The following is a 20671-nucleotide window of genomic DNA, read 5'->3' as shown; positions in this document are numbered from 1 at the left end:
CTACGCATGCAGCAGCCCGCCGTGACTGCGCTGCCACTCGCGCGGCGGGCGCAGCGCCGCAAGCGTGCGGACCAACTCGCGATAGGTGGCGGCCAACTGCGCGAACAGACCCGCATCGCTGTAACGCGTGTCGGCTACTTCGAAATACGCGCCGCGGCCCAACGCGATGAAGTAATCGACGCTGAGCCGCCGGCGCTGCGCAATCCCGGGAAACAGGCCTGCAATCAGCAGGCATTGATCTCCGATGTCGCGCAATGCATCGGCCCGCAGACTGCCGATCTGGTCGTGCGCGTGCAACCAGGCCAGGGCCTGCGTGCGCGAAAACAGCTGCGCATCGCGCTGCAGGCGCAGCAACACGAAAACCAGATAATGCTCGCGCGATTCGTCCAGCGGCTGTGCAATCCGCTGCCCCGCCTCACGTACCAACGCCTGCCACAATTCCGCCGGCGCGCCCTGTTTGAAAGACTCGTGCATACGTCCTCCTGCGTGATGGGACCCTCGCAGGAAGCGTATGCATAACCTGGGCCATCGCGTTGGCAGCCGGAGCAGCAGTCTGCCAAGCTTGGGTTGCTGCGGCACCGGCAGCGACCCGGGCACGTTGCGAAACACGCCTCCACGCGGACACTGGGCGATACCGACGCGGGGCCCCAGCAACGCCACCGATGTCCGCAGGCTGCAGGCAATCGCGACAAAGAAACAGGGCGGGCAGTCGTTGGGCATGCGCACCGAGCCACAGCGCATGCAGGGAGATGCCGCACCCGGCGGCCGCGACGCTGATCGCGGCGAGCGCAGCCCCCTCGATCGGCCGCGCTACTCCACCGTCACCGATTTGGCCAGGTTACGCGGCTTGTCCACGTCCGTGCCGCGCGCCAGTGCGGTGTGGTAGGCCAGCAACTGCACCGGGATGGTGTGGATCACCGGCGACAGCACGCCGGCGTGGCGCGGGGTGCGGATCACGTGCACGCCTTCGGACTCGCTGAAGTGGCTGTCCTGATCGGCGAACACGAACAGCTCGCCGCCACGGGCGCGCACTTCCTGCATGTTGGATTTGACCTTTTCCAGTAGGCGATCGTTCGGCGCGATCACCACCACCGGCATCGCCGCGTCCACCAGGGCCAGCGGGCCGTGCTTCAACTCGCCGGCCGGATACGCCTCGGCGTGGATATAGGAGATTTCCTTGAGCTTGAGCGCGCCTTCCAGCGCGATCGGGTAATGCAGGCCGCGGCCGAGAAACAATGCGTTTTCCTTGGCCGAAAAACGCTCGGCCCAGGCCATGATCTGCGGCTCCAGATTCAGCGCGTGCTGCACGCTGCCCGGCAGGAAGCGCAGCTGCTCCAGATACTCCGCTTCCTCGGCCTCGCTGATGCGCCCCTGCAACTTGCCCAGCACCATGGTGAGCTGGAACAACACCGCCAGCTGGGTGGTGAACGCCTTGGTCGAGGCCACGCCGATCTCGGCGCCGGCACGTGTGTAGCAGACCAGTTCGCTGGCGCGCGGAATCGCGCTTTCGGGCACGTTGCAGATCGACAAGGTGTGCAGGTGCCCCAGCGATTTGGCGTATTTCAACGCCTCCATCGTGTCCAGCGTTTCGCCGGACTGGGAGATGGTGACGATCAGGTGCCTGGGATTGGCATAGGCGGCACGGTAGCGGTATTCGCTAGCGATCTCCACGCTGCACGGCAGCCCGGCGATGGCTTCGATCCAGTAGCGCGCAGTCATGCCGGCGTAGTAGCTGGTGCCGCAGGCCAGGATCTGCACGCCGTCGATGTCGCGCAACACCGCTTCGGCATTGGCGCCGAACAATGACGCAGGGAAGCCCTTGGCATCGATCGCCGCCTCGATGGTATCGGCCAACGCACGCGGCTGCTCGTGGATTTCCTTCTGCATGAAATGGCGGAACGGGCCCAGTTCCAGCGATGCCAGCGACACGTCCGACAGATGCAGCGGGCGTTCGACCGGGGCGTCGTTGCCATCGAAGATGCGCACACCATCGCGGCGCAGGTCGGCGGTGTCGCCCTCTTCCAGGAAGATCACCTGGCGGGTGGCCTGCACGATGGCCGAGACATCGGAGGCGACGAAGTTCTCGCCCTCGCCCACGCCGATCAGCAGCGGGCAGCCCATGCGCGCGCAGACGAAGCGCTCCGGTTCGGCCTGGCTCATCACCGCCAGCGCGTAGGCACCGGTGAGCTCCTTGACGGTGCGCTGCAGCGCGGTCAACAGGTCGCCCGCGCTGCCCAGATGGTGATGGATCAGGTGCGCGATCACTTCGGTATCGGTCTGCGACTCGAAGGTGTAGCCCAGCGCGCGCAGCTTCTCGCGTTGCTGTTCGTGGTTCTCGATGATGCCGTTGTGCACCAGTGCCACGCCGTCACTGATGTGCGGGTGCGCATTGGCCTCGGTGACGCCGCCATGGGTGGCCCAGCGGGTGTGGCCGATGCCCAGCGTCGCGCCGAACTGCTCGGCCTGCGCGGCCTGCGCCATCTCCGCCACGCGCCCGGTGCGGCGCACGCGGCGTACCTGCGCGCCATCGAGCACGGCGATGCCGGAGGAATCGTAGCCGCGGTACTCAAGGCGCTTGAGTCCTTCGATCAGGACCGGGACCACATCGCGCCCGGCGATCGCTCCGACAATGCCGCACATAGGACAACCCTTGAGGACGAAGCCGGGCATTTTAGCGTGTCCGCTCTTGTCCGCTGCATGACCATGCCCGGACAGCGTGTCCGCACCAGTGTCCGCGGACACTGCGGACACTGGCCGCAAACATCTAAAAGCGATTGCATTCAACGACTTGGAGGTTGGCACAGACCCTGCTTTATCACCGTCACGCCACCGAGCCAGCCGACCATGATTCGCGATACCTCCGCCCAGGACCAGGTTCTCCGTACACCCGCCCAGAGCGCGCCCTGGCGCCGCTGGCTATGGCCCGGCATCGCGGTGGTCGCGGTATTGGCCGGCATCGGCTGGGCAGTCACCGCGTGGAGCGCCGGCAGCCGCTCGTTCGATGCCAGCCGGGTGCGGATCGCCACGGTCAGCCAGGGCGACCTGGTGCGCGACATCGCCGCCGACGGGCGCGTCATCGCCGCCAACAGCCCGGTGCTGTACGCCATCTCGGCCGGCACGGTGACGCTGAGCGTGGTGGCCGGCGACGTGGTCAAGCAGGGCCAGGAGCTGGCCCGTATCGACAGCCCGGAGCTGCGCAGCAAGCTGGCGCAGGAGCAGGCCACCCTGGCCGGGCTGGAAGCCGAGTCCAGCCGCGCCGCCCTGGATGCCACCCTGGCCCGCGCCACGGCCAGCAAGCTCACTGACCAGGCCAAGATCGACAAGCAGGCCGCCACGCGCGACCTGGAGCGCTACCAGCGCGGCTACGATGGCGGCGCGGTGCCGCAGGTGGAGCTGGCCAAGGCGCAGGACACCTTGAAGAAGACCGACATCGACCTGCAGCACGCCCAGCGGGATGCGTCGCTGAAGAGCCAGGGCGCGGACCTGGATTCGCGCAACAAGCGCCTGCTCGCCGACCGCCAGCGCGCGGTGGTGGCCGAGGTGAAGCGCCAGGTCGATGCGCTCACGCTGCTGTCGCCGTTCGATGGCCAGGTCGGCCAGGTGCAGGCGGTGCAGCACACCCAGGTCGCGGCGAACGCGCCGATCCTGGGCGTGGTGGACCTGTCCAAGTTCGAAGTGGAGATCAAGGTGCCGGAAAGTTTTGCGCGCGATCTGGCAATCGGCATGCCGGCGCAGCTCACCAGCGGCAATGGCGAGCCGTTCCCGGGCGCGATCTCGGCGGTGTCGCCGGAAGTGGTCAATGGCGAAGTCACCGCGCGCATCCGCTTTGCCGACAAGCAGCCGCCGGGCCTGCGCCAGAGCCAGCGCATGAGCGCACGCGTGGTGATGGACACGCGCCGCAACGTGCTCAAGGTCGAGCGCGGCCCGTTCGTCGAACAATCCGGCGGCAGCTACGCCTATGTGATGGATGGCAACACCGCGGTGCGCCGTCCGGTGCGCATGGGTGTCAGCAGCCTGGGCGAGGTGCAGGTGCTGTCCGGGCTGCAGGTCGGCGACCGCGTGGTGGTCTCCGGTGCAGACAACTTCGGGGATGCACCGCGCGTCACCGTTCACTAAAGGCGGCCAGCACCTGCCGCGCAGCCGTCAGGCTGCTCGCCACGGTGTGTCAGCCACTCTCAATCTCTTTCGCACACACCTCATTCGTAAAGGAATCGGCAATGCTCAAGATGCAATCGGTCTCCAAGGTCTTCCGCACCGAACAGGTGGAAACGCACGCGCTGCGCTCGCTGGACCTGCATGTGCGCGAAGGCGAATTCGTTGCGGTCACCGGCCCCTCCGGCTCGGGCAAGACCACCTTCCTCAACCTGGCCGGGCTGCTGGAGACCTTCACCAGCGGGCAGTACCTGCTCGACGGCGAAGACGTCAGCCACCTGTCCGACGACGCGCGTTCGCGCTTGCGCAACCGCAAGATCGGTTTCATCTTCCAGGGCTTCAATCTGATTCCCGATCTCAACCTGTTCGACAACGTCGATGTGCCGCTGCGCTATCGCGGCATGGCCGCGGCCGAGCGCAAGCAGCGCATCGAAGAAGCCTTGACCAAGGTCGGCCTGGGCTCGCGCTTGAAGCACTACCCCACCGAGCTGTCCGGTGGCCAGCAGCAGCGTGCCGCCATCGCGCGTGCGCTGGCCGGCAGCCCGCGCCTGTTGCTGGCCGACGAACCCACCGGCAACCTGGACTCGCAGATGGCACGCGGGGTGATGGAACTGCTGGAAGAGATCAACAGCCAGGGCACCACCATCGTCATGGTCACCCACGACCCGGAACTGGCCGCACGCGCGCAGCGCAACGTGCATATCGTCGACGGCCAGGCCACCGACCTGGAACGCAACCCCACCCTGATGCGCGCGCGCGACAGCGCCGCCGCCCCGGCCGAGTAAGAGGCACATCCATGTTCGGCTACTACTTCAATCTTGCCTTACGCAGCTTCCGCCGCAACAAGGTGCTCACCGCGCTGATGGTGCTGGCCATCGCGCTCGGCATCGGCGCCAGCATGACCACCCTGACGGTGTTCTACATCCTGTCTGGCGATCCGTTGCCGGGGAAAAGCGGCACGCTGTTTCATCCGCAGCTCGATGCGCGTTCGTTGGGCTACCAAGAAGACGATGCACTGGATCAGTTGACCCGCTTCGATGCCGAGGCGCTGCTACGGGAAAAGCGTGGAGACCGTCAGGTCATGATGACCGCAGGCACCGTTCCGCTGGAGCCGGACAACACCACGTTGCGGCCAATGATGCTGGACGCGCGTTACACGTCCGTTGATTTCTTCCCCATGTTCAATGTGCCCTTCCTTTATGGCGGCCCTTGGACGGTGAATGATGATGGCAGCCGTGCACGGGTGGTGGTGATCTCCGAAGCACTGAACAAGAAGCTCTTCCATGGTGAGGACAGCGTCGGCCGCACGGTGAACGTCAATCGCAACATCATGCGGGTTGTGGGTGTTGTTCGCGAATGGCGGTTGACCCCAGCGTTCTACAACCTGGGTGGCCAGGCCTACGACAAGTCCGAGCAGGTCTTCCTGCCGTTCAGTACCGCAATGGAACTGAAACTCTCAAACAGTGGACAGCGTTCGTGCTGGGGCGAAAGCAGTTCGCCGGAAGATATCAACGCAGCCTGTTCCTGGGTCCAGTACTGGGTGCAACTGGATACGCCACAGAAGGTCACTGCGTACCGTCAGTACCTGGAGAACTATTCGGATCAACAGCGACGGGCCGGGCGCTTCGAGCAACCCACGAACGTCCAGCTGCGCAGCGTGATGGAGTGGCTGGACTTCAAGAAGGTCGTTCCCAGCGATGTGCGCCTGCAGACCTGGCTGGCGTTCGGGTTCCTGCTGGTGTGCCTGGTCAATACCGTCGGCCTGTTGCTGGCCAAGTTCATGCGACGCAGTGGAGAGATCGGCGTGCGCCGGGCACTGGGCGCAACCAAGCGCAGCATCTTCGCGCAGTCCCTGGTCGAGGCAGGAACCATCGGTCTGGTCGGCGGCATCCTGGGGCTCGGTCTTGCCGCGTTGGGGCTGTGGGGGGTGCGTCAACAACCCGCTCAATATGCCGACCTGGCAAGGCTGGATCCGGCAATGTTGCTGGCCACGTTTGCCCTCGCGCTGGTGGCCAGCATCGTGGCCGGGCTGCTGCCCGCATGGCGCGCATGCACCGTGCCACCGGCCATCCAACTCAAAGCGCAGTGAGCTGACCTCCGAACCGCGCGCCCTCTCGCAGCGTTTCGCCAGCCCCTCTCAAGGAATCGCCCATGGAAATCCGTCCCATTCTGTCCACCCTGCGGCGCCACAAAACGGCGGCTGCCCTGATCGTGCTCGAGGTGGCACTCAGTTGCGCCATCATCTCCAATGCCTTGTTCCTGATCGGCGATCGCCTGGAGCGCACACAACGCCCCAGCGGTCTGGCAGAGAACGAACTGGTGACGCTCAGCATCAGCGGTATCGGGCGCGATGAAGACGCACGCGCACTCACTGAGACAGACCTGGCTGCACTTCGTAGCATTCCCGGCGTCAAATATGCCTCCAGCGTCAGCCAGATTCCTTATGGCGACAATATGTGGGTCAGCGGCCTGAAACTGACGGCTGACCAGAAGAACTCCACGATCAACGTCAACGACTACACCGGGGACAGTCAGACCCTGGATACGATGGGCCTGACGCTGGTACAGGGGCGCCGTTTCACGGAAGGCGAATTCACCTGGTCCGATGACAAGACGGCCAACGTCCCAAGTGCCATCCTGACCAGAAGTGCAGCCGACAAGCTGTTCCCCGGCCAGTCAGCCCTGGGGAAGTCGATCTATCGCGGCGACACGCCCATGAAGATCGTCGGCATCGTGGAGCATCTGGCGCGCGTCAACGACTATGGCGGCGCAGCTGTTTACGACGATTCGATGCTGACCCCGATCAAGATGACCTACAAGGACGGCGGCCGCTATCTGCTACGCACCGATCCGGCGCGTCGTGACGAGGTGCTGCGTCAGGCAGTGGCAGCGCTGGAAAAGAACAGCGCAAGCCGCATCATCGAAAAGCCGAAGGTGTTCGAGCAGATGCGGCGCAATTTCTATCGACAGGATCGCTCCATGGCCTGGCTGCTGATCACCATGAGCATCGCGCTGCTGATCGTCACCGCGCTGGGCATCGTCGGCCTGGCCAGCTTCTGGGTGCAGCAGCGCACCAAGCAGATCGGCATCCGCCGTGCACTGGGTGCCACACGCGGCCAGATCCTGCGTTACTTCCAGATCGAGAATTTTCTGCTGGCCTCAGTCGGCATCGTGCTCGGCATGTTGCTGGCGTACTCGATCAATGTCTGGCTGATGGCCCGCTACGAATTGCCGCGCCTGCCGGTGCTGTATCTGCCCATCGGCGCACTATTGCTCTGGGCGCTGGGTCAGATCGCCGTGTACGGGCCCGCACGGCGCGCCGCGATGGTGCCGCCGGCGGTGGCCACGCGCAGCGCGTAATGCGCACGCTGCGCGTCAGCGGTCGCTGTCGACCCGCTGACACGCGGTACGCGGCACACGGCACACGGCACACGGCACACGGCCATGTTGCGCAGATCCTGCGCGATGGCAGCATCGCTACAAGCGACTTTGCCGTCGGCGGCCTGGGCAATGCCGATTCCGTCACCACCGCCTGTCTACCAAGGCGCCTGTGTCGCAGGCGCCTGCCCCGTGCTGATATCCAGCGTTACGCCGGGACCTTCGCTTGAGCTCGGCATCGACGCACGCCCGCTGCCAACCTCGTCGCACCGATCAGACCATCACTGCATTGCCGGAATCAGCTCCGTCTGGCAAAGGCCTGTCAGCCGCACGCCCTCCCTATTGCTCGCACAGTTCCGCCACGCGCCGAATCCTGTTCTGATAGCCCTTCCCTCCCGCGCCTTTCACCGAGCACCGCGATGCCGCAGATCCTGATCATCGACGACAACACCGCTGTGGCCACTGCGCTGGAGGTGCTGTTCTCGCTGCACGATATCGAGGCGCGGCATGCGCACTCGCCGCAGGCCGGCTTGGCGCTGCTGGACGAGCAGGGATTCGATCTGGTGATCCAGGACATGAACTTCACCGCCGACACCACCTCCGGCGAGGAAGGCGAAGCCTTGTTCACCCAGATCCGTCAGCGCCACCCGGACTTGCCGGTGATCCTGCTCACCGCCTGGACCCACCTGGGCAGCGCGGTGGGCCTGGTCAAGGCCGGTGCGGCCGACTACATCGCCAAGCCCTGGGACGACACCAAGCTGCTGACCACGGTCAACAACCTGCTGGAGCTGTCCGAAGCGCGCCGCGAGCTGGAACGTCGGCGCGAGCGCGAGCGGCGCGGTCGCGAGCAGCTGACCCAACGTTACGACCTGCGTGGCGCGGTGTTCGCCGACCCCGCCAGCGAACGCGCGATCGCGCTCGCCTGCCAGGTCGCACGCTCGGATCTGCCGGTGCTGATCACCGGCCCCAACGGCAGCGGCAAGGAGAAGATCGCCGAGATCATCCAGGCCAACTCTCCCGCCAAACACGGCCCCTTCATTGCGCTCAATTGCGGCGCATTGCCGGGCGAACTGATCGAAGCCGAACTGTTCGGCGCCGAAGCCGGCGCGTATACCGGCGCCAACAAGGCGCGCGAAGGCAAGTTCGAAGCCGCCGATGGCGGCACGCTGTTTCTGGACGAAATCGGCAACCTGCCGCTGGCCGGGCAGATGAAGTTGCTGCGCGTGCTGGAAACCGGCCGCTACGAGCGCCTGGGCTCCAACCGCGAACGCCACGCCAAGGTGCGCGTGATCAGCGCCACCAATGCCGACCTGCAGGCCATGATTCGCGATGGCAGCTTCCGCGAAGACCTGTACTACCGCCTCAACACGGTGGAAATCGCGCTGCCCGCCCTGGCCGAACGCCCCGGCGATATCGGGCCGTTGGCCGAGCACTTCCTGGCCGGCGAAAAACCCTTGTCCACGCAGGCGCGTGATGCCTTGCAGCGGCACGCCTGGCCAGGCAACGTGCGCGAGCTGCGCAATGTGCTGCAACGCGCGTCGCTGCTTGCGCAAGGCGTGCGCATCGAGGCCGGCGATCTGAACCTGCCGCGCGCAGCCGCGTCGCGCCCGGCCGCGCCGGCAACCGGCGAGCCGGATCGCGCCCGTATCGAGCAGGCACTGGCGCGCGCGCAGGGCGTCATCGCCCAGGCCGCTGCCGAGCTGGGGCTGAGCCGGCAGGCGCTGTACCGGCGCATGGACCGCTACGGCATCACTTCGGAGTGATTCCCGACATGTGGCAACGTTCCTTCACGTTCTCTCTGTTCCTGCGGCTGTTGCCGGTGCTGGCGCTGGCCGCCGCGCTGCCCTGGTTCATGGCGTACTGGATGGACCGTGGCTGGCAAGTGGCCGCGGTGTCGGTGGTCGTGCTGCTGTCGGCGATGTGGTTCAGCCTCAGCCGCGCCACTGCGCCAATGCGCTCGCTGTTCCGTGCCCTGGCCGGCACCACCAGCAGCTACCGCGATGGCGAATACAACTTCGGCGTGTACTGGCGCGGCAACGACGAGCTTGCGCAGCTGGTGCAGGCGCACGCGGAACTGGGCGAGGTGCTGCGCGCGCAACGGCGCAACCTGGTGCAGCGCGAACTGATGCTCGACACCATGCTGCAGAACACCCCGGTGGCGATGCTGCTGGTGGTGGCCGGTGGCGATGGCGTGCGCCGCATCGGCTTTTCCAACAACGCCGCACGCAAGCTGCTGCACGATGGCCGCAAGCTCGAAGGCCAGCACCTGGACGACGTACTGGCGCGCATGCCCGGCGAACTGCGCGATGCGCTGGCCCGCGGCGGCGATTGCCTGTTTGCGGTCCGCGAGGACGGCGATGACGAAGACGACGAGCAGATCTATCACCTGTCACACCGCAGTTTCCATCTCAACGGACGCGGTCACGAGCTGCTGCTGATCCGCACCCTGACCACCGAACTGCGGCGCCAGGAAGTGCAGACCTGGAAGAAGGTCATCCGCGTGATCAGCCATGAATTGAACAATTCGCTCGCACCGATCGCCTCGCTGGCGCATTCCGGTGCCGAGTTGCTGCGCCGCGAACGCACCGACCGGCTCGGCACGGTGTTCGAGACCATCGAAGAACGCGCACGTCATCTGGAAGGCTTCATCCGCGGCTACGCCCGCTTTGCCAAGTTGCCGCAGCCACAGTTGCAGACCATCGAATGGGCACCGTTCCTGGAGCGTTTGCGGCAGCAGATTCCGTTTCAGCTGCAGGGCGCACTGAGCGACGTCTCCAGCCGCATCGATGCCGCGCAGATCGAGCAGGCGCTGCTCAACCTGCTCAAGAACGCGCACGAAGCCTGCAGCGAAGCACAGCCGCCCAACAGCGATGTCGCCGTGCGCGTCACGCGTGTGCCGCAATGGCTGCGGATCGAAGTGCTGGATCGCGGCAACGGCATGAACGAGGCCGTGCTGCATAACGCGCTGATGCCGTTCTACTCGACCAAGCGCAATGGCACCGGGCTCGGGCTTGCGCTCACCCGCGAGATCGCCGAAGCACACGGCGGGCGCATCTCGCTGCATAACCGCGAACACGGCGGGTTGTGCGTCACTTTGCTGCTGCCGGCTGCGGCAGCCGGCTAGTTGCCGCGCATCGTTCCGCGCTCTTGGATCCGCGGTTGTTTCAACGCACCACAGGCATCGTCGGCACCGCTGGTGCGGGTGGCGGCGATCGCGCCGTAATAGCCGGCTCCCACGGTGTTGTCGACAAACTGCCCGCCTTGCGACGGACATTCGCCATCGGGCTTGATCCAGTCCGAAAACGCCGCGTACTTGCCGGCCCGGACGAAACGGTTGGACGCCACGTAGGTGTTGTCGGAGGCATCGCGGGTACGCACGGCATCGCCGTTGACGTCGGTGAAGGTATTGCCTTCGATGCGGTTGCCGGACGAGTGGCGCGCCAGGTAGACCGCGTGCACGAAACCCGAGGTCCGGGTGTCGTTTTCGATCGACACGAAGCGATTGCGTTCGATGCGGTTGTCGCGCGAGTTCTGCAGGCGGATCGCCGCGAACGAATAGGCGGCCTCACTGCTGCTGCCATGGACACCACCGATCCGCTCGAAGGTCATGTTGCGGATGATGTTGCCGCTGTTGCCGTCCGCGCTGCGCTTGCTGCTGCCCAGGTCCATCGCCATCCAGTAATTGCTGACCTTCAACCCGGTGAAGGTCAGCCGGGTGGCTGCATCGCCGCCGCCCTTCAGCGTGAACCAGGTCGCGCCACCGCGCCCGTCGAACCACGGTGGCGCGGCAGCGTCGGACGCGGCGATAAAGCGAATGGGCGCCCCGTTGGTGAACGTCCATTGCACCGACTGCCGCAGATACGTGCCTGCAGCGATCACCACGTCCACCGCACCGCTGGGCCGCTGCTCCAACAGCCGCTGCTGGGCGGCCGCCAGACTCCGCAACGCGGTCGTTGCGCTGGTGCCTGCCGCCGCATCGTTGCCGTCCGGCGCCAGATACAGCCGGTAGGTCTGCGCATGGGCCGCAACTGGCAGCATTGCCGCCAATAGCAGCAGCCATGTCACCAGCAACACGCAACGCGGCGTTCGCACCATGCACCTCCTGAGCCATCGTGACGGGCATAGCCTATGCATGGCATCGCTTTACAGCAGCTGTGCGCGCTGCAGCGACATGCAGCCAGGCCGCAGGCCTGCAGGCAGGCTACTTCTTGGTCGGGCGTTGCCAGCCTTCGACCACGGTCTGACGCGCACGCGTGACGCTGAGCTGCCCGGCAGGCGCATCGCGGGTGATCACCGAGCCTGCGCCAATGGTGGCCATGGCGCCGATCTCGATCGGTGCCACCAGTGCGCTGTTGGAACCGACAAAGGCGCCATCGCCGATGCTGGTCTGCGACTTGTTCACTCCATCGTAGTTGCAGGTGATGGTGCCGGCACCGATGTTGACCTTGCTGCCGATCACCGCATCGCCCAGGTAGGTCAGATGGTTGGCCTTGCTGCCCACGCCCATCGTGACCTTCTTGGTCTCGACAAAGTTGCCGATATGCACGCCATCGGCCAGCACGGTGCCAGGACGCAGCCGCGCGAACGGACCGATCTGCACCGCCCCTTCCGTCACCACGCCTTCCAGATCGCAATGTGCGCGTACCTGCGTACCGGCGCCGAGCGTCACATCGCGCAGGCGCACGAACGGACCGACCACCACGCCATCGCCCAGCGTCACATCGCCTTCCAGGATCACGTCGATATCCAGCTGCACGTCGCTGCCCACAGTCACCGTGCCGCGCTGCTCCACGCGCGCCGGGTCGGCCATGCGCACGCCCTGCAGGCAGAGCGCACGGGCGGCACGCAGCTGCCAGGCGCGTTCCAGCTGCGCCAGTTGCCAGGGGTCGTTGGCGCCTTCCACATCCTGCACGTCGGCCACATGCACCATGTCGGCCGGGGTGAAATCGGCGGCGGCGCTGGCAAACACGTCGGTGAGGTAGAACTCGCCCTGCGCATTCTCGTTGGACAGGCCGGCCAGCCAGCGGCGCAGCGCCGTGGACTCGGCGGTGAGGATGCCGGTGTTGATGGTGCGGATGCGGCGCTGCTCGTCGTTGGCATCCTTCTGCTCGACGATCGCGGCGACCTTGCCCTCGGCATCGCGCAGGATGCGGCCATAACCGGTGGGATTGGGCACATCGGCCACCAGCACCGCCATGCGCCCGGGTGCGTGCAGCAGCTGCAGCAGGTCCTGGGACTGGATCAGCGGCACATCGCCGTACAGCACCAGCACCGTGGCCGCATCCGGAATCGCATCCATCGCCTGCTGCACTGCATGCCCGGTGCCCAGTTGCTGCCGTTGCTCGGCCCAGTGCAGATCGCTCTGCGCGGCAAACGCCGCCTGCACCTGCTCGCCGCCGTGCCCGTGCACCACATGGATCGCTGCCGGCTGCAGCTGCCGCGCCGTGGCGATCACATGTGCCAGCATCGGCTGGCCCGCCAGCGGCTGCAGCACCTTGGGCAGGGACGAGCGCATGCGCTTGCCCTCGCCCGCGGCCAGGATCACGACGTGCAGGGGCAGAGTCATCGAAGCGTTCCAGAACATGGGAGAACCAAATTCTAGTCGCTGTCCCGGCAGTGCGTCGTGTCCTGCCTGCAGCATGCGCGACGCTGACACTTTTCAAGCGCCGCTGCCGTTAGCATGAGCGCCCTTCCACGATGACACGGCCTGCATGAGTCTGTTCCGCCAAGGCAGCCAATTCATGATCATTGGTGCCCTGCAGCTGGCGGTGGATTGCGGCATCTTCATCGCCGCCACCGCAGCCGGCATGCCCGCCGTGCCTGCCAATCTGCTCGGGCGGATCAGCGGCGCGGTGCTGGGCTTCTGGCTCAACGGCCGCTACACCTTTGCCCAGGAAGGTGGCGCACGTCTGGGCTGGCCGCGTTTTCGCCGCTTTGCGCTGATGTGGCTGGCGCTGACACTCATCAGCACCTGGCTGTTGTCGGCAACGGTGGATCTGGTTGGCCTGCGCCAGGCCTGGCTGGCCAAACCGCTGGTGGAAGGCGGCCTGGCGATCGTGTCGTTTTTCCTGGGCCGGCACGTGGTGTATCGCTGAGCGCGCGTCCCTGAGCCCGGGCAGCGTCGGACCCGGCGCGTATCAGTGGCAGAAATCGCCAAGGCTGCGTACCAGCGCCGCACGATGCAGCGCGTCCAGCTGCCATTGCGCGGCGTAATGGGCGGCGGCACGCGCGGTGTTGGTCGCGCATTGCGGCGCTGCACGTGCCGGCGCGACCTCGGCCAGTGCGTCGAGCAATTGACCTTGCAGTTGATCCAGACGCGTGCGCAGGCTCGCCAGGTCCGGACGCACCGTGTCCGGCGCGCGTCCGCGTTCGCGCCAGTGGTGCAACAACGCGTATTGCACCGCCTTGTTGGCCTCGATCTGCGCAGCGAAGAAGCGCGCCGCATCGTCGGCCTCCAGCCCATGCGCAGGCGCCTGCTCGCGTACGCTCTGCAGCACCGCCGCCTCGCGGGTCTGGTCCAGCACCGGCTTGCCGCTGTCCCACTTGCTCAGCGCCACCGCATCGCCGATGGCATTGCGTTGCACGATGCGATCCAGCAGCGGATCCAGCGGCGGCTGGCTGCGGGCCGGCAGCGCGCACCCCAGCATCGCCACGGCCAACAGGCCGCTCAGCGCATAACTACGAAAGCCATCGATCGTGCGGGTCATCGGGTGTTCCTCGACGTGCGTGAGTGAGAGGCCGCGCCGCCTGCAACCGGCGGCACAGCACAAGGCAGGCAGTGTGCCTGCTGTGCCCAGGCATGGAGGCGGCGCCACGCACGCGCAGCTCCAGAAACGAAAACGCCGACCCTGAGGTCGGCGTTTCCAGTCCACACCGGCGTGCGGCGCTGCATCGGGTATCACGTTTGCGTGCGCTAGCAAATGCGCGCACGCCCGCGTGCTTAGTGCTTGAGGTTGCGACGCAGGCGTTCCAGTGCCTGCAGCTGCACGGTCGCCTCGGCCAGCCGACGCTGCGCATCGGCCACATCCACCGTGTCGCCACGGTTGGCCAGCAAACGCTCGGCCTCTTCCTTGACCTTGCGCACGGCAGCTTCGTCGATGTCCTGCGCGCGCACCGCGGTATCGACCAGCACGGTCACCACCTGCGGCTGCACTTCCAGGATGCCACCGGAAATGGCGAAGTCCAGCTGTTCGCCGCTGGCGGTGGTGACTACCACCTTGCCCGGCTTCAGGCGCGTGATCAGCGGTGCGTGCTTGGGCGCGATGCCCAGCTCACCCAACTCGCCGGTGGCCACGACCAGCGTCGCCTCACCGTGGAAGATTTCCTTCTCGGCGCTGACGATGTCGCAACGGATAGTGCTCATGGTGCCTCGCGTTGTGAGGCGGGGATTGGGGATTGGGGATTGGGGATTGGCAACAGCGGCGTTCACCGTCGTTCCCATCCTCATCCACCGTCCCAATTACCGCCGTACCAAATCCCGAATCCCGAATGCCAAATCCCGGCTCTTACGCCTTGGCGCTCATCTTGTTGGCTTTCTCGACGGCTTCTTCGATGCTGCCGACCATGTAGAACGCCTGCTCCGGCAGGTGGTCGTACTCGCCGTCGCAGATCGCCTTGAAGCCGCGGATGGTGTCCTTCAGCGAGACGTACTTGCCCGGCGAGCCGGTGAACACTTCGGCCACGTGGAAGGGCTGGCTGAAGAAGCGCTCGATCTTGCGTGCGCGCGACACCGACTGCTTGTCTTCTTCGCTCAGCTCGTCCATGCCCAGGATCGCGATGATGTCCTTCAGTTCCTTGTACTTCTGCAAGGTCTGCTGGACGCGCTGGGCGGTGTCGTAATGCTCGGTGCCGATCACCAGCGGGTCCATCTGGCGGCTGGTGGAATCCAGCGGATCCACCGCCGGGTAGATACCCAGCGAAGCGATGTTACGGCTCAGCGTGACGGTGGAGTCCAGGTGGGCGAAGGTGGTCGCCGGCGACGGATCGGTCAGGTCGTCCGCAGGCACGTACACGGCCTGGATCGAGGTGATCGAACCACTCTTGGTCGAGGTGATGCGCTCCTGCAACACGCCCATTTCCTCGGCCAGGGTCGGCTGGTAGCCCACTGCCGACGGCATGCGGCCGAGCAGCGCGGACACTTCGGTACCGGCCAGCGTGTAGCGGTAGATGTTGTCCACGAACAGCAGCACGTCCTTGCCCTTGCCGTTCTCGTCCTTTTCGTCGCGGAAGTACTCGGCCATGGTCAGGCCGGTCAGCGCAACGCGCAGACGGTTGCCCGGCGGCTCGTTCATCTGGCCGTACACCATCGCGACCTTGTCCAGCACGTTGGAGTCTTTCATCTCGTGGTAGAAGTCGTTGCCCTCACGGGTACGCTCGCCCACGCCGGCAAACACGGACAGACCCGAGTGCGCCTTGGCGATGTTGTTGATCAGTTCCATCATGTTGACGGTCTTGCCGACGCCGGCGCCGCCGAACAGGCCAACCTTGCCGCCCTTGGCGAACGGGCACATCAGGTCGATGACCTTGATGCCGGTTTCCAGCAGCTCGGTGCTGGAGGACTGGTCTTCATACGACGGCGCAGCGCGATGGATTTCCCAATGGTCCGAAGCCTGCACGTCGCCGGCCTCGTCGATCGGACGACCCAACACGTCCATGATGCGGCCCAGCGTCCCGGCACCGACCGGCACCGAAATCGCGCGCTCGGTGTTGGTGGCCAGCAGGTTGCGCTTCAGGCCGTCGGTGGAGCCGAGCGCAATCGTGCGCACCACGCCATCGCCGAGCTGCTGCTGCACTTCCAGGGTGATTTCGGTGCCTTCGACCTTCAACGCGTGATAGACCTTCGGCACTTCATTGCGCTGGAATTCGACGTCGACGACCGCGCCGATGATCTGAACGATCTTGCCCTGACTCATTTTGCTGCTCCGGTTAGCTTTGTTCTGTCCGAGTGGCAAATGCCATCTCGTGGAATTTTGTGATTTGGGATTCGTGATTGGGGATTCGCAAAGGCACAGTTCGCTGCGCTCCTACCAATCCCGAATCCCCAATCCCGGCCGTGCTTATACCGCGGCCGCGCCGCTGACGATTTCCGAAATTTCCTGGGTGATCGCCGCCTGACGCGCCTTGTTGTAGACCAGTTGCAAGGTGCCGATCATCTTGTTGGCGTTGTCGCTGGCGGCCTTCATCGCCACCATGCGCGCAGCATGTTCGGAGGCCACGTTTTCCAGCACGGCCTGGTACACCAGCGACTCGATGTAACGCGTCATCACGTGCTCCAGCACGGTCGCAGCATCGGGTTCGTACAGGTAATCCCAATCGTGGTGCGCCACCTTGTGCTCTGCGGCCGGCAGCGGCAGCAGCTGATCGAAGCTGGCCTTCTGCGTCATCGTGTTCACGAAGCGGTTGTAGACCAGATACACGCGGTCCACCCTGCCCTCGACGAAGGCATCCAGCATCACCTTGATCACACCGATCAACTGCTCGATCTGCGGACTGTCGCCCAGATGGGTGACGCTGCCGACCATGTTGACCTTGATGCGACGGAAGAACGCCGAAGCCTTCTGGCCGATGGTCACCACGTCGATCTCGGCACCCTTGTCCTGCCACGGGCGCACTTCGCCCAGCATCCTGCGGAACAGGTTGTTGTTCAGGCCGCCGGCCAGGCCGCGGTCGGAAGAGATCACGATGTAACCGACCCGCTTGACCTGCTCGCGCTCGACCAGGAACGGATGCTGGTAATCGGTGCTGGCCTGTGCCAGATGCCCGATCACCTGCTTCATCGCCTGCGCGTACGGACGCGAGGTCTTCATACGGTCCTGCGCCTTGCGGATCTTGGAGGCCGAGACCATTTCGAGCGCGCGCGTCACCTTGCGGGTGTTCTGCACGCTCTTGATCTTGGTTTTGATTTCGCGTCCGCCTGCCATACTCGCTCGCTTCGATGGTGGGATTCGAGATGGGTGATTCGGGATTGGCCAAAGCCGCCGACGTCACCTCACCCACAAACCCCGAGTACCTGAATCTGGAGATCCGAACTGGTGATCCTGGGCGTTCAAGCCCTCAGATCACCGCTCCTACGAATCCCGAATGCCCAATCCCGACTCCCGGCGCTGTTACCAGCTGCCCGTGGTCTTGAACTCTTCGATGCCTTTCTTGAAGGCAGCTTCGATGTCGTTGTCCCAGCCGCCGGTGCTGTTGATCTTGGAGACCAGCTCACCCTGGGTGTTGGCGAAGTGCGCGTGCAGGCCTTCTTCGAACGCCAGCAGCTTGTTGACCGGCACTTCGTCGAGGTAGCCCTCGTTGACGGCATAGATCGACAGCGCCTGGTTGGCGATGGACATCGGCGCGTACTGCTTCTGCTTCATCAGCTCGGTGACGCGCTGACCGCGCTCGAGCTGCTTGCGGGTGGCTTCGTCCAGGTCCGAGGCGAACTGCGCGAACGCGGCCAGCTCACGGTACTGCGCCAGCGAGATACGGATGCCGCCGGACAGCTTCTTGATGATCTTGGTCTGGGCCGCACCACCGACGCGCGACACCGAGATACCGGCGTTCACGGCCGGGCGGATGCCGGCGTTGAACAGGTCGGTTTCCAGGAAGATCTGGCCGTCGGTGATCGAGATCACGTTGGTCGGCACGAACGCGGACACGTCGCCGGCCTGCGTTTCGATGATCGGCAGCGCGGTCAGCGAACCGGTCTTGCCGGTCACCGCACCGTTGGTGAACTTCTCCACGTATTCCTCGGACACGCGCGCAGCGCGCTCGAGCAGGCGGGAGTGCAGATAGAACACGTCGCCCGGATAGGCTTCGCGGCCCGGCGGGCGCTTGAGCAGCAGCGAGATCTGGCGGTAGGCCACGGCCTGCTTGGACAGATCGTCGTACACGATCAGCGCGTCTTCGCCGCGGTCCATGAAGTACTCGCCCATGGTGCAGCCGGCATACGGGCTGATGTACTGCATCGCGGCCGATTCGGACGCGGTCGCAGCCACCACCACGGTGTGCGCCAGCGCGCCGTTCTCTTCGAGCTTGCGCACGATGTTGGCAACGGTCGAGGCCTTCTGGCCGATCGCCACGTACACGCACTTGATGCCGGTGCCCTTCTGGTTGATCACCGCATCGATCGCCAGCGCGGTCTTGCCGGTCTGGCGGTCACCGATGACCAGCTCGCGCTGGCCGCGGCCGATCGGGATCATCGCATCGACCGACTTGTAGCCGGTCTGCACCGGCTGGTCGACCGACTTGCGCCAGATCACGCCGGGCGCAACGCGCTCCACCGGTGCGGTCTGGGTGGCGCCCAGCGGGCCCTTGCCGTCGATCGGCTCGCCCAGCGCGTTGACCACGCGACCGAGCAGTTCCGGACCGACCGGCACTTCCAGGATGCGGCCGGTGGTCTTGGCCACGTCGCCTTCGCGCAGGTTCTCGTAATCGCCCAGCACCACGGCGCCGACCGAATCGCGCTCCAGGTTCAGTGCGAGCGCGAAGGTGTTGTTCGGCAGTTCGATCATTTCGCCCTGCATCACGTCGGCCAGGCCGAAGATGCGCACGATGCCGTCGGACACGCTGGTCACGGAGCCTTCGTTGCGCGACTCTGCGGACAGCTTGACCGCCTCGATGCGGGTCTTGATCAGGTCGCTGATTTCGGAGGGGTTGAGCGTGGTTGCCATCGTTCAGTCCTAGGTGCCGGCCGCGAGGGCCATGCGTTTATGTGAATTCAGTGGGCGAGCGAGCTTTGCAGACGCGCAAGCTTGCCCTTCAGCGAGCCGTCGATGACCACGTCGCCGGTGTCGATCACCGCGCCGCCGATCAACGAAGCATCCACCGCGGTGGTGATGTCCACCTCGCGGCCGAAACGCTTCTTCAGCGCAGCAGCGATCGTGTCCAGTTCCGCCTGGCTCATTGCAGCCGCCGAGGTCACCGTCGCCTTGACGACGTGTTCGGCTTCGGCCCGCAGTTGTTCGTACAGTCCTGCCACTTCCGGCAACAGCGACAGCCGCTGCGCGTCGGCCAGCAGGCCGAGGAAACGCAGATAGTCTTCGCTCGCCTGCGGCGGCGCCAGCAACGTCACTGCCTGATCCTGGCCCAGGGCCGGGTTGAGCAGCAGCGCGGCCACGCGCGGGTCGCCGGCCACCTGCGCCGAAAACGCCAGCGCATCGGACCAGGGCGCGAAGTTGCCGCCCTCACGCGCGATCGCAAACGCGGCGCGGCCGTACGGACGGGCAAGTGTGAGGGCCTGACTCATCGATTAAATCTCCGCCGCCAGCTCGTCGAGCAGCGCCTTGTGGGCGTTGGCATCGATTTCGCGCTTGAGCAGCTTTTCGGCACCGCTGACGGCCAGCACGGACACCTGCTTGCGCAGTTCCTCGCGGGCACGCGTGGCGGACGCGTCGATCTCGGTCTGCGCCAGATCCTTCTGACGGTTGGCTTCGGCAATTGCCTCGTGCTTGGCCGCTTCGATGATCTGGTTGGCGCGCGCATGGGCCTGATCGATGATCTCGTTGGCCTTGGTGCGTGCGTCCTTCAGTGCTTCGTTGACCTTTTCCTGCGCCTGCGCCAGATCCTTCTGACTGCGATCGGCCGCAGCCAGACCTTCAGCGATCTTTTGCTGACGCTCTTCGATCGCCTGCAGCAGCGGCGGCCAGATCTTGGTCGCGACGATCCAGATCAGACCGGCGAAGGCAAGCGCCTGGGCAAAGATGGTAAGGGTGATATCCATGGGTCGCTCAATCGCTGTTTAGGGGTGAAAGCGCCACCGCATGGCGACGCTTTCCGACCTTCATCCGCGGACGCAACCGCGAGCGGTTGCCTCCACATCCTGCTACCGCTGGATCAGCCGGCAGCCTGCGACAGACGCTCGATGAACACCTGGGCCAGCGGGTTGGCGAAGGCGAACAGCAGGCCGACGGCGACGCTGATGATGAACGCGGCGTCGATCAGGCCGGCGGTGATGAACATGCGGACCTGCAGCACCGGGATCAGCTCCGGCTGGCGCGCAGCCGATTCCAGGAACTTGCCAGCCATGATGGCCAGACCGAGGCCGGCACCCAGCGCGGCCAGGCCGATCATGATGCCGACGGCGAGGACGGTGGAGCTCTGGACTTGAGCGAGGTTGGTCAGGACGGCGAGGTACATGGTGATCTCCGAACGAAAGTTT

Annotated in this window: 19 protein-coding genes; 7 read left to right on the top strand and 12 right to left on the bottom strand. The window is 65.3% G+C overall.

Annotated features, from left to right (window positions below):
• Both GGR73_RS17790 and glmS read right to left on the bottom strand, forming a co-directional pair.
• Positions 1-474 carry a hypothetical protein gene (locus GGR73_RS17790; protein ID WP_024938393.1) on the bottom strand — a complete coding sequence of 158 codons (474 nt, stop codon included), beginning with the start codon at positions 472-474 and terminating at the stop codon, positions 1-3.
• A 336-nt stretch (positions 475-810) separates the two neighbouring features.
• Positions 811-2640: a glutamine--fructose-6-phosphate transaminase (isomerizing) gene (gene glmS / locus GGR73_RS17785; protein WP_102580587.1), complete on the bottom strand. Its 1830-nt coding sequence runs from the start codon at positions 2638-2640 to the stop codon at positions 811-813.
• A gap of 204 nt (positions 2641-2844) precedes the next feature.
• Here glmS and GGR73_RS17780 point away from each other — a divergent pair, with 204 nt between their 5' ends.
• The 6 genes from GGR73_RS17780 (at position 2845) to GGR73_RS17755 (ending at position 10654) form a co-directional block, all read left to right on the top strand.
• Positions 2845-4116: an efflux RND transporter periplasmic adaptor subunit gene (locus tag GGR73_RS17780; RefSeq protein WP_184458151.1), complete on the top strand. Its 1272-nt coding sequence runs from the start codon at positions 2845-2847 to the stop codon at positions 4114-4116.
• Between the two features lie 101 nt (positions 4117-4217).
• Complete coding sequence (locus tag GGR73_RS17775; protein WP_184458149.1) at positions 4218-4937, top strand: ABC transporter ATP-binding protein; 720 nt, start codon at positions 4218-4220, stop codon at positions 4935-4937.
• A gap of 11 nt (positions 4938-4948) precedes the next feature.
• Positions 4949-6241, top strand: coding sequence for an ABC transporter permease (locus tag GGR73_RS17770; protein WP_184379344.1), 1293 nt, complete (start codon positions 4949-4951; stop codon positions 6239-6241).
• Positions 6242-6303: 62 nt separating this feature from the next.
• The gene (locus GGR73_RS17765; protein ID WP_184458147.1) at positions 6304-7512 is read left to right on the top strand and encodes an FtsX-like permease family protein; all 1209 of its coding nucleotides are present in this window, start codon (positions 6304-6306) and stop codon (positions 7510-7512) included.
• Positions 7513-7949: 437 nt separating this feature from the next.
• Positions 7950-9293 carry a sigma-54-dependent transcriptional regulator gene (locus GGR73_RS17760; protein ID WP_053054038.1) on the top strand — a complete coding sequence of 448 codons (1344 nt, stop codon included), beginning with the start codon at positions 7950-7952 and terminating at the stop codon, positions 9291-9293.
• Positions 9294-9301: 8 nt separating this feature from the next.
• Positions 9302-10654 (top strand): sensor histidine kinase, encoded by a 1353-nt coding sequence (locus tag GGR73_RS17755; protein ID WP_184458145.1) that lies wholly within the window; start codon positions 9302-9304, stop codon positions 10652-10654.
• Here the strand turns inward: GGR73_RS17755 and GGR73_RS17750 are convergent.
• On the bottom strand, positions 10651-11625 hold the full coding sequence (locus tag GGR73_RS17750; protein ID WP_046344463.1) for a right-handed parallel beta-helix repeat-containing protein: 975 nt from the start codon (positions 11623-11625) through the stop codon (positions 10651-10653). The two genes, GGR73_RS17755 and GGR73_RS17750, sit on opposite strands and share 4 nt — an antisense overlap.
• A gap of 106 nt (positions 11626-11731) precedes the next feature.
• A complete protein-coding gene (glmU, locus tag GGR73_RS17745) occupies positions 11732-13096 on the bottom strand; it encodes a bifunctional UDP-N-acetylglucosamine diphosphorylase/glucosamine-1-phosphate N-acetyltransferase GlmU (RefSeq protein ID WP_184433383.1) in 1365 nt (454 codons plus the stop codon).
• A 145-nt stretch (positions 13097-13241) separates the two neighbouring features.
• Between glmU and GGR73_RS17740 the strand changes: the two genes are divergently transcribed.
• Complete coding sequence (locus tag GGR73_RS17740) at positions 13242-13625, top strand: GtrA family protein (protein WP_016901007.1); 384 nt, start codon at positions 13242-13244, stop codon at positions 13623-13625.
• A gap of 42 nt (positions 13626-13667) precedes the next feature.
• Here GGR73_RS17740 and GGR73_RS17735 read toward each other — a convergent pair whose 3' ends face one another.
• From GGR73_RS17735 to atpE, 8 genes are all read right to left on the bottom strand, one after another.
• On the bottom strand, positions 13668-14237 hold the full coding sequence (locus GGR73_RS17735) for a chorismate mutase (protein WP_184458142.1): 570 nt from the start codon (positions 14235-14237) through the stop codon (positions 13668-13670).
• A gap of 233 nt (positions 14238-14470) precedes the next feature.
• A complete protein-coding gene (locus tag GGR73_RS17730) occupies positions 14471-14893 on the bottom strand; it encodes a F0F1 ATP synthase subunit epsilon (protein ID WP_024938404.1) in 423 nt (140 codons plus the stop codon).
• 142 nt (positions 14894-15035) lie between these two features.
• Positions 15036-16442 carry a F0F1 ATP synthase subunit beta gene (gene atpD / locus GGR73_RS17725; protein WP_016901010.1) on the bottom strand — a complete coding sequence of 469 codons (1407 nt, stop codon included), beginning with the start codon at positions 16440-16442 and terminating at the stop codon, positions 15036-15038.
• A gap of 144 nt (positions 16443-16586) precedes the next feature.
• A complete protein-coding gene (atpG, locus tag GGR73_RS17720) occupies positions 16587-17450 on the bottom strand; it encodes a F0F1 ATP synthase subunit gamma (protein ID WP_047129381.1) in 864 nt (287 codons plus the stop codon).
• A 186-nt stretch (positions 17451-17636) separates the two neighbouring features.
• Complete coding sequence (gene atpA / locus GGR73_RS17715) at positions 17637-19184, bottom strand: F0F1 ATP synthase subunit alpha (RefSeq protein ID WP_039525261.1); 1548 nt, start codon at positions 19182-19184, stop codon at positions 17637-17639.
• Between the two features lie 47 nt (positions 19185-19231).
• A complete protein-coding gene (locus GGR73_RS17710) occupies positions 19232-19759 on the bottom strand; it encodes a F0F1 ATP synthase subunit delta (protein ID WP_016901013.1) in 528 nt (175 codons plus the stop codon).
• A 3-nt stretch (positions 19760-19762) separates the two neighbouring features.
• On the bottom strand, positions 19763-20233 hold the full coding sequence (locus GGR73_RS17705) for a F0F1 ATP synthase subunit B (RefSeq protein WP_016901014.1): 471 nt from the start codon (positions 20231-20233) through the stop codon (positions 19763-19765).
• 113 nt (positions 20234-20346) lie between these two features.
• Entirely contained in the window at positions 20347-20649 is a 303-nt protein-coding gene (atpE, locus tag GGR73_RS17700) for a F0F1 ATP synthase subunit C (protein WP_002814105.1), read from the bottom strand.
• Positions 20650-20671 lie beyond the last annotated feature (22 nt).

Source organism: Xanthomonas sp. F14, from assembly GCF_014199865.1.
Note: the sequence above shows the minus strand (reverse complement) of the source record. Positions and strands in the feature narration are given on the sequence as shown.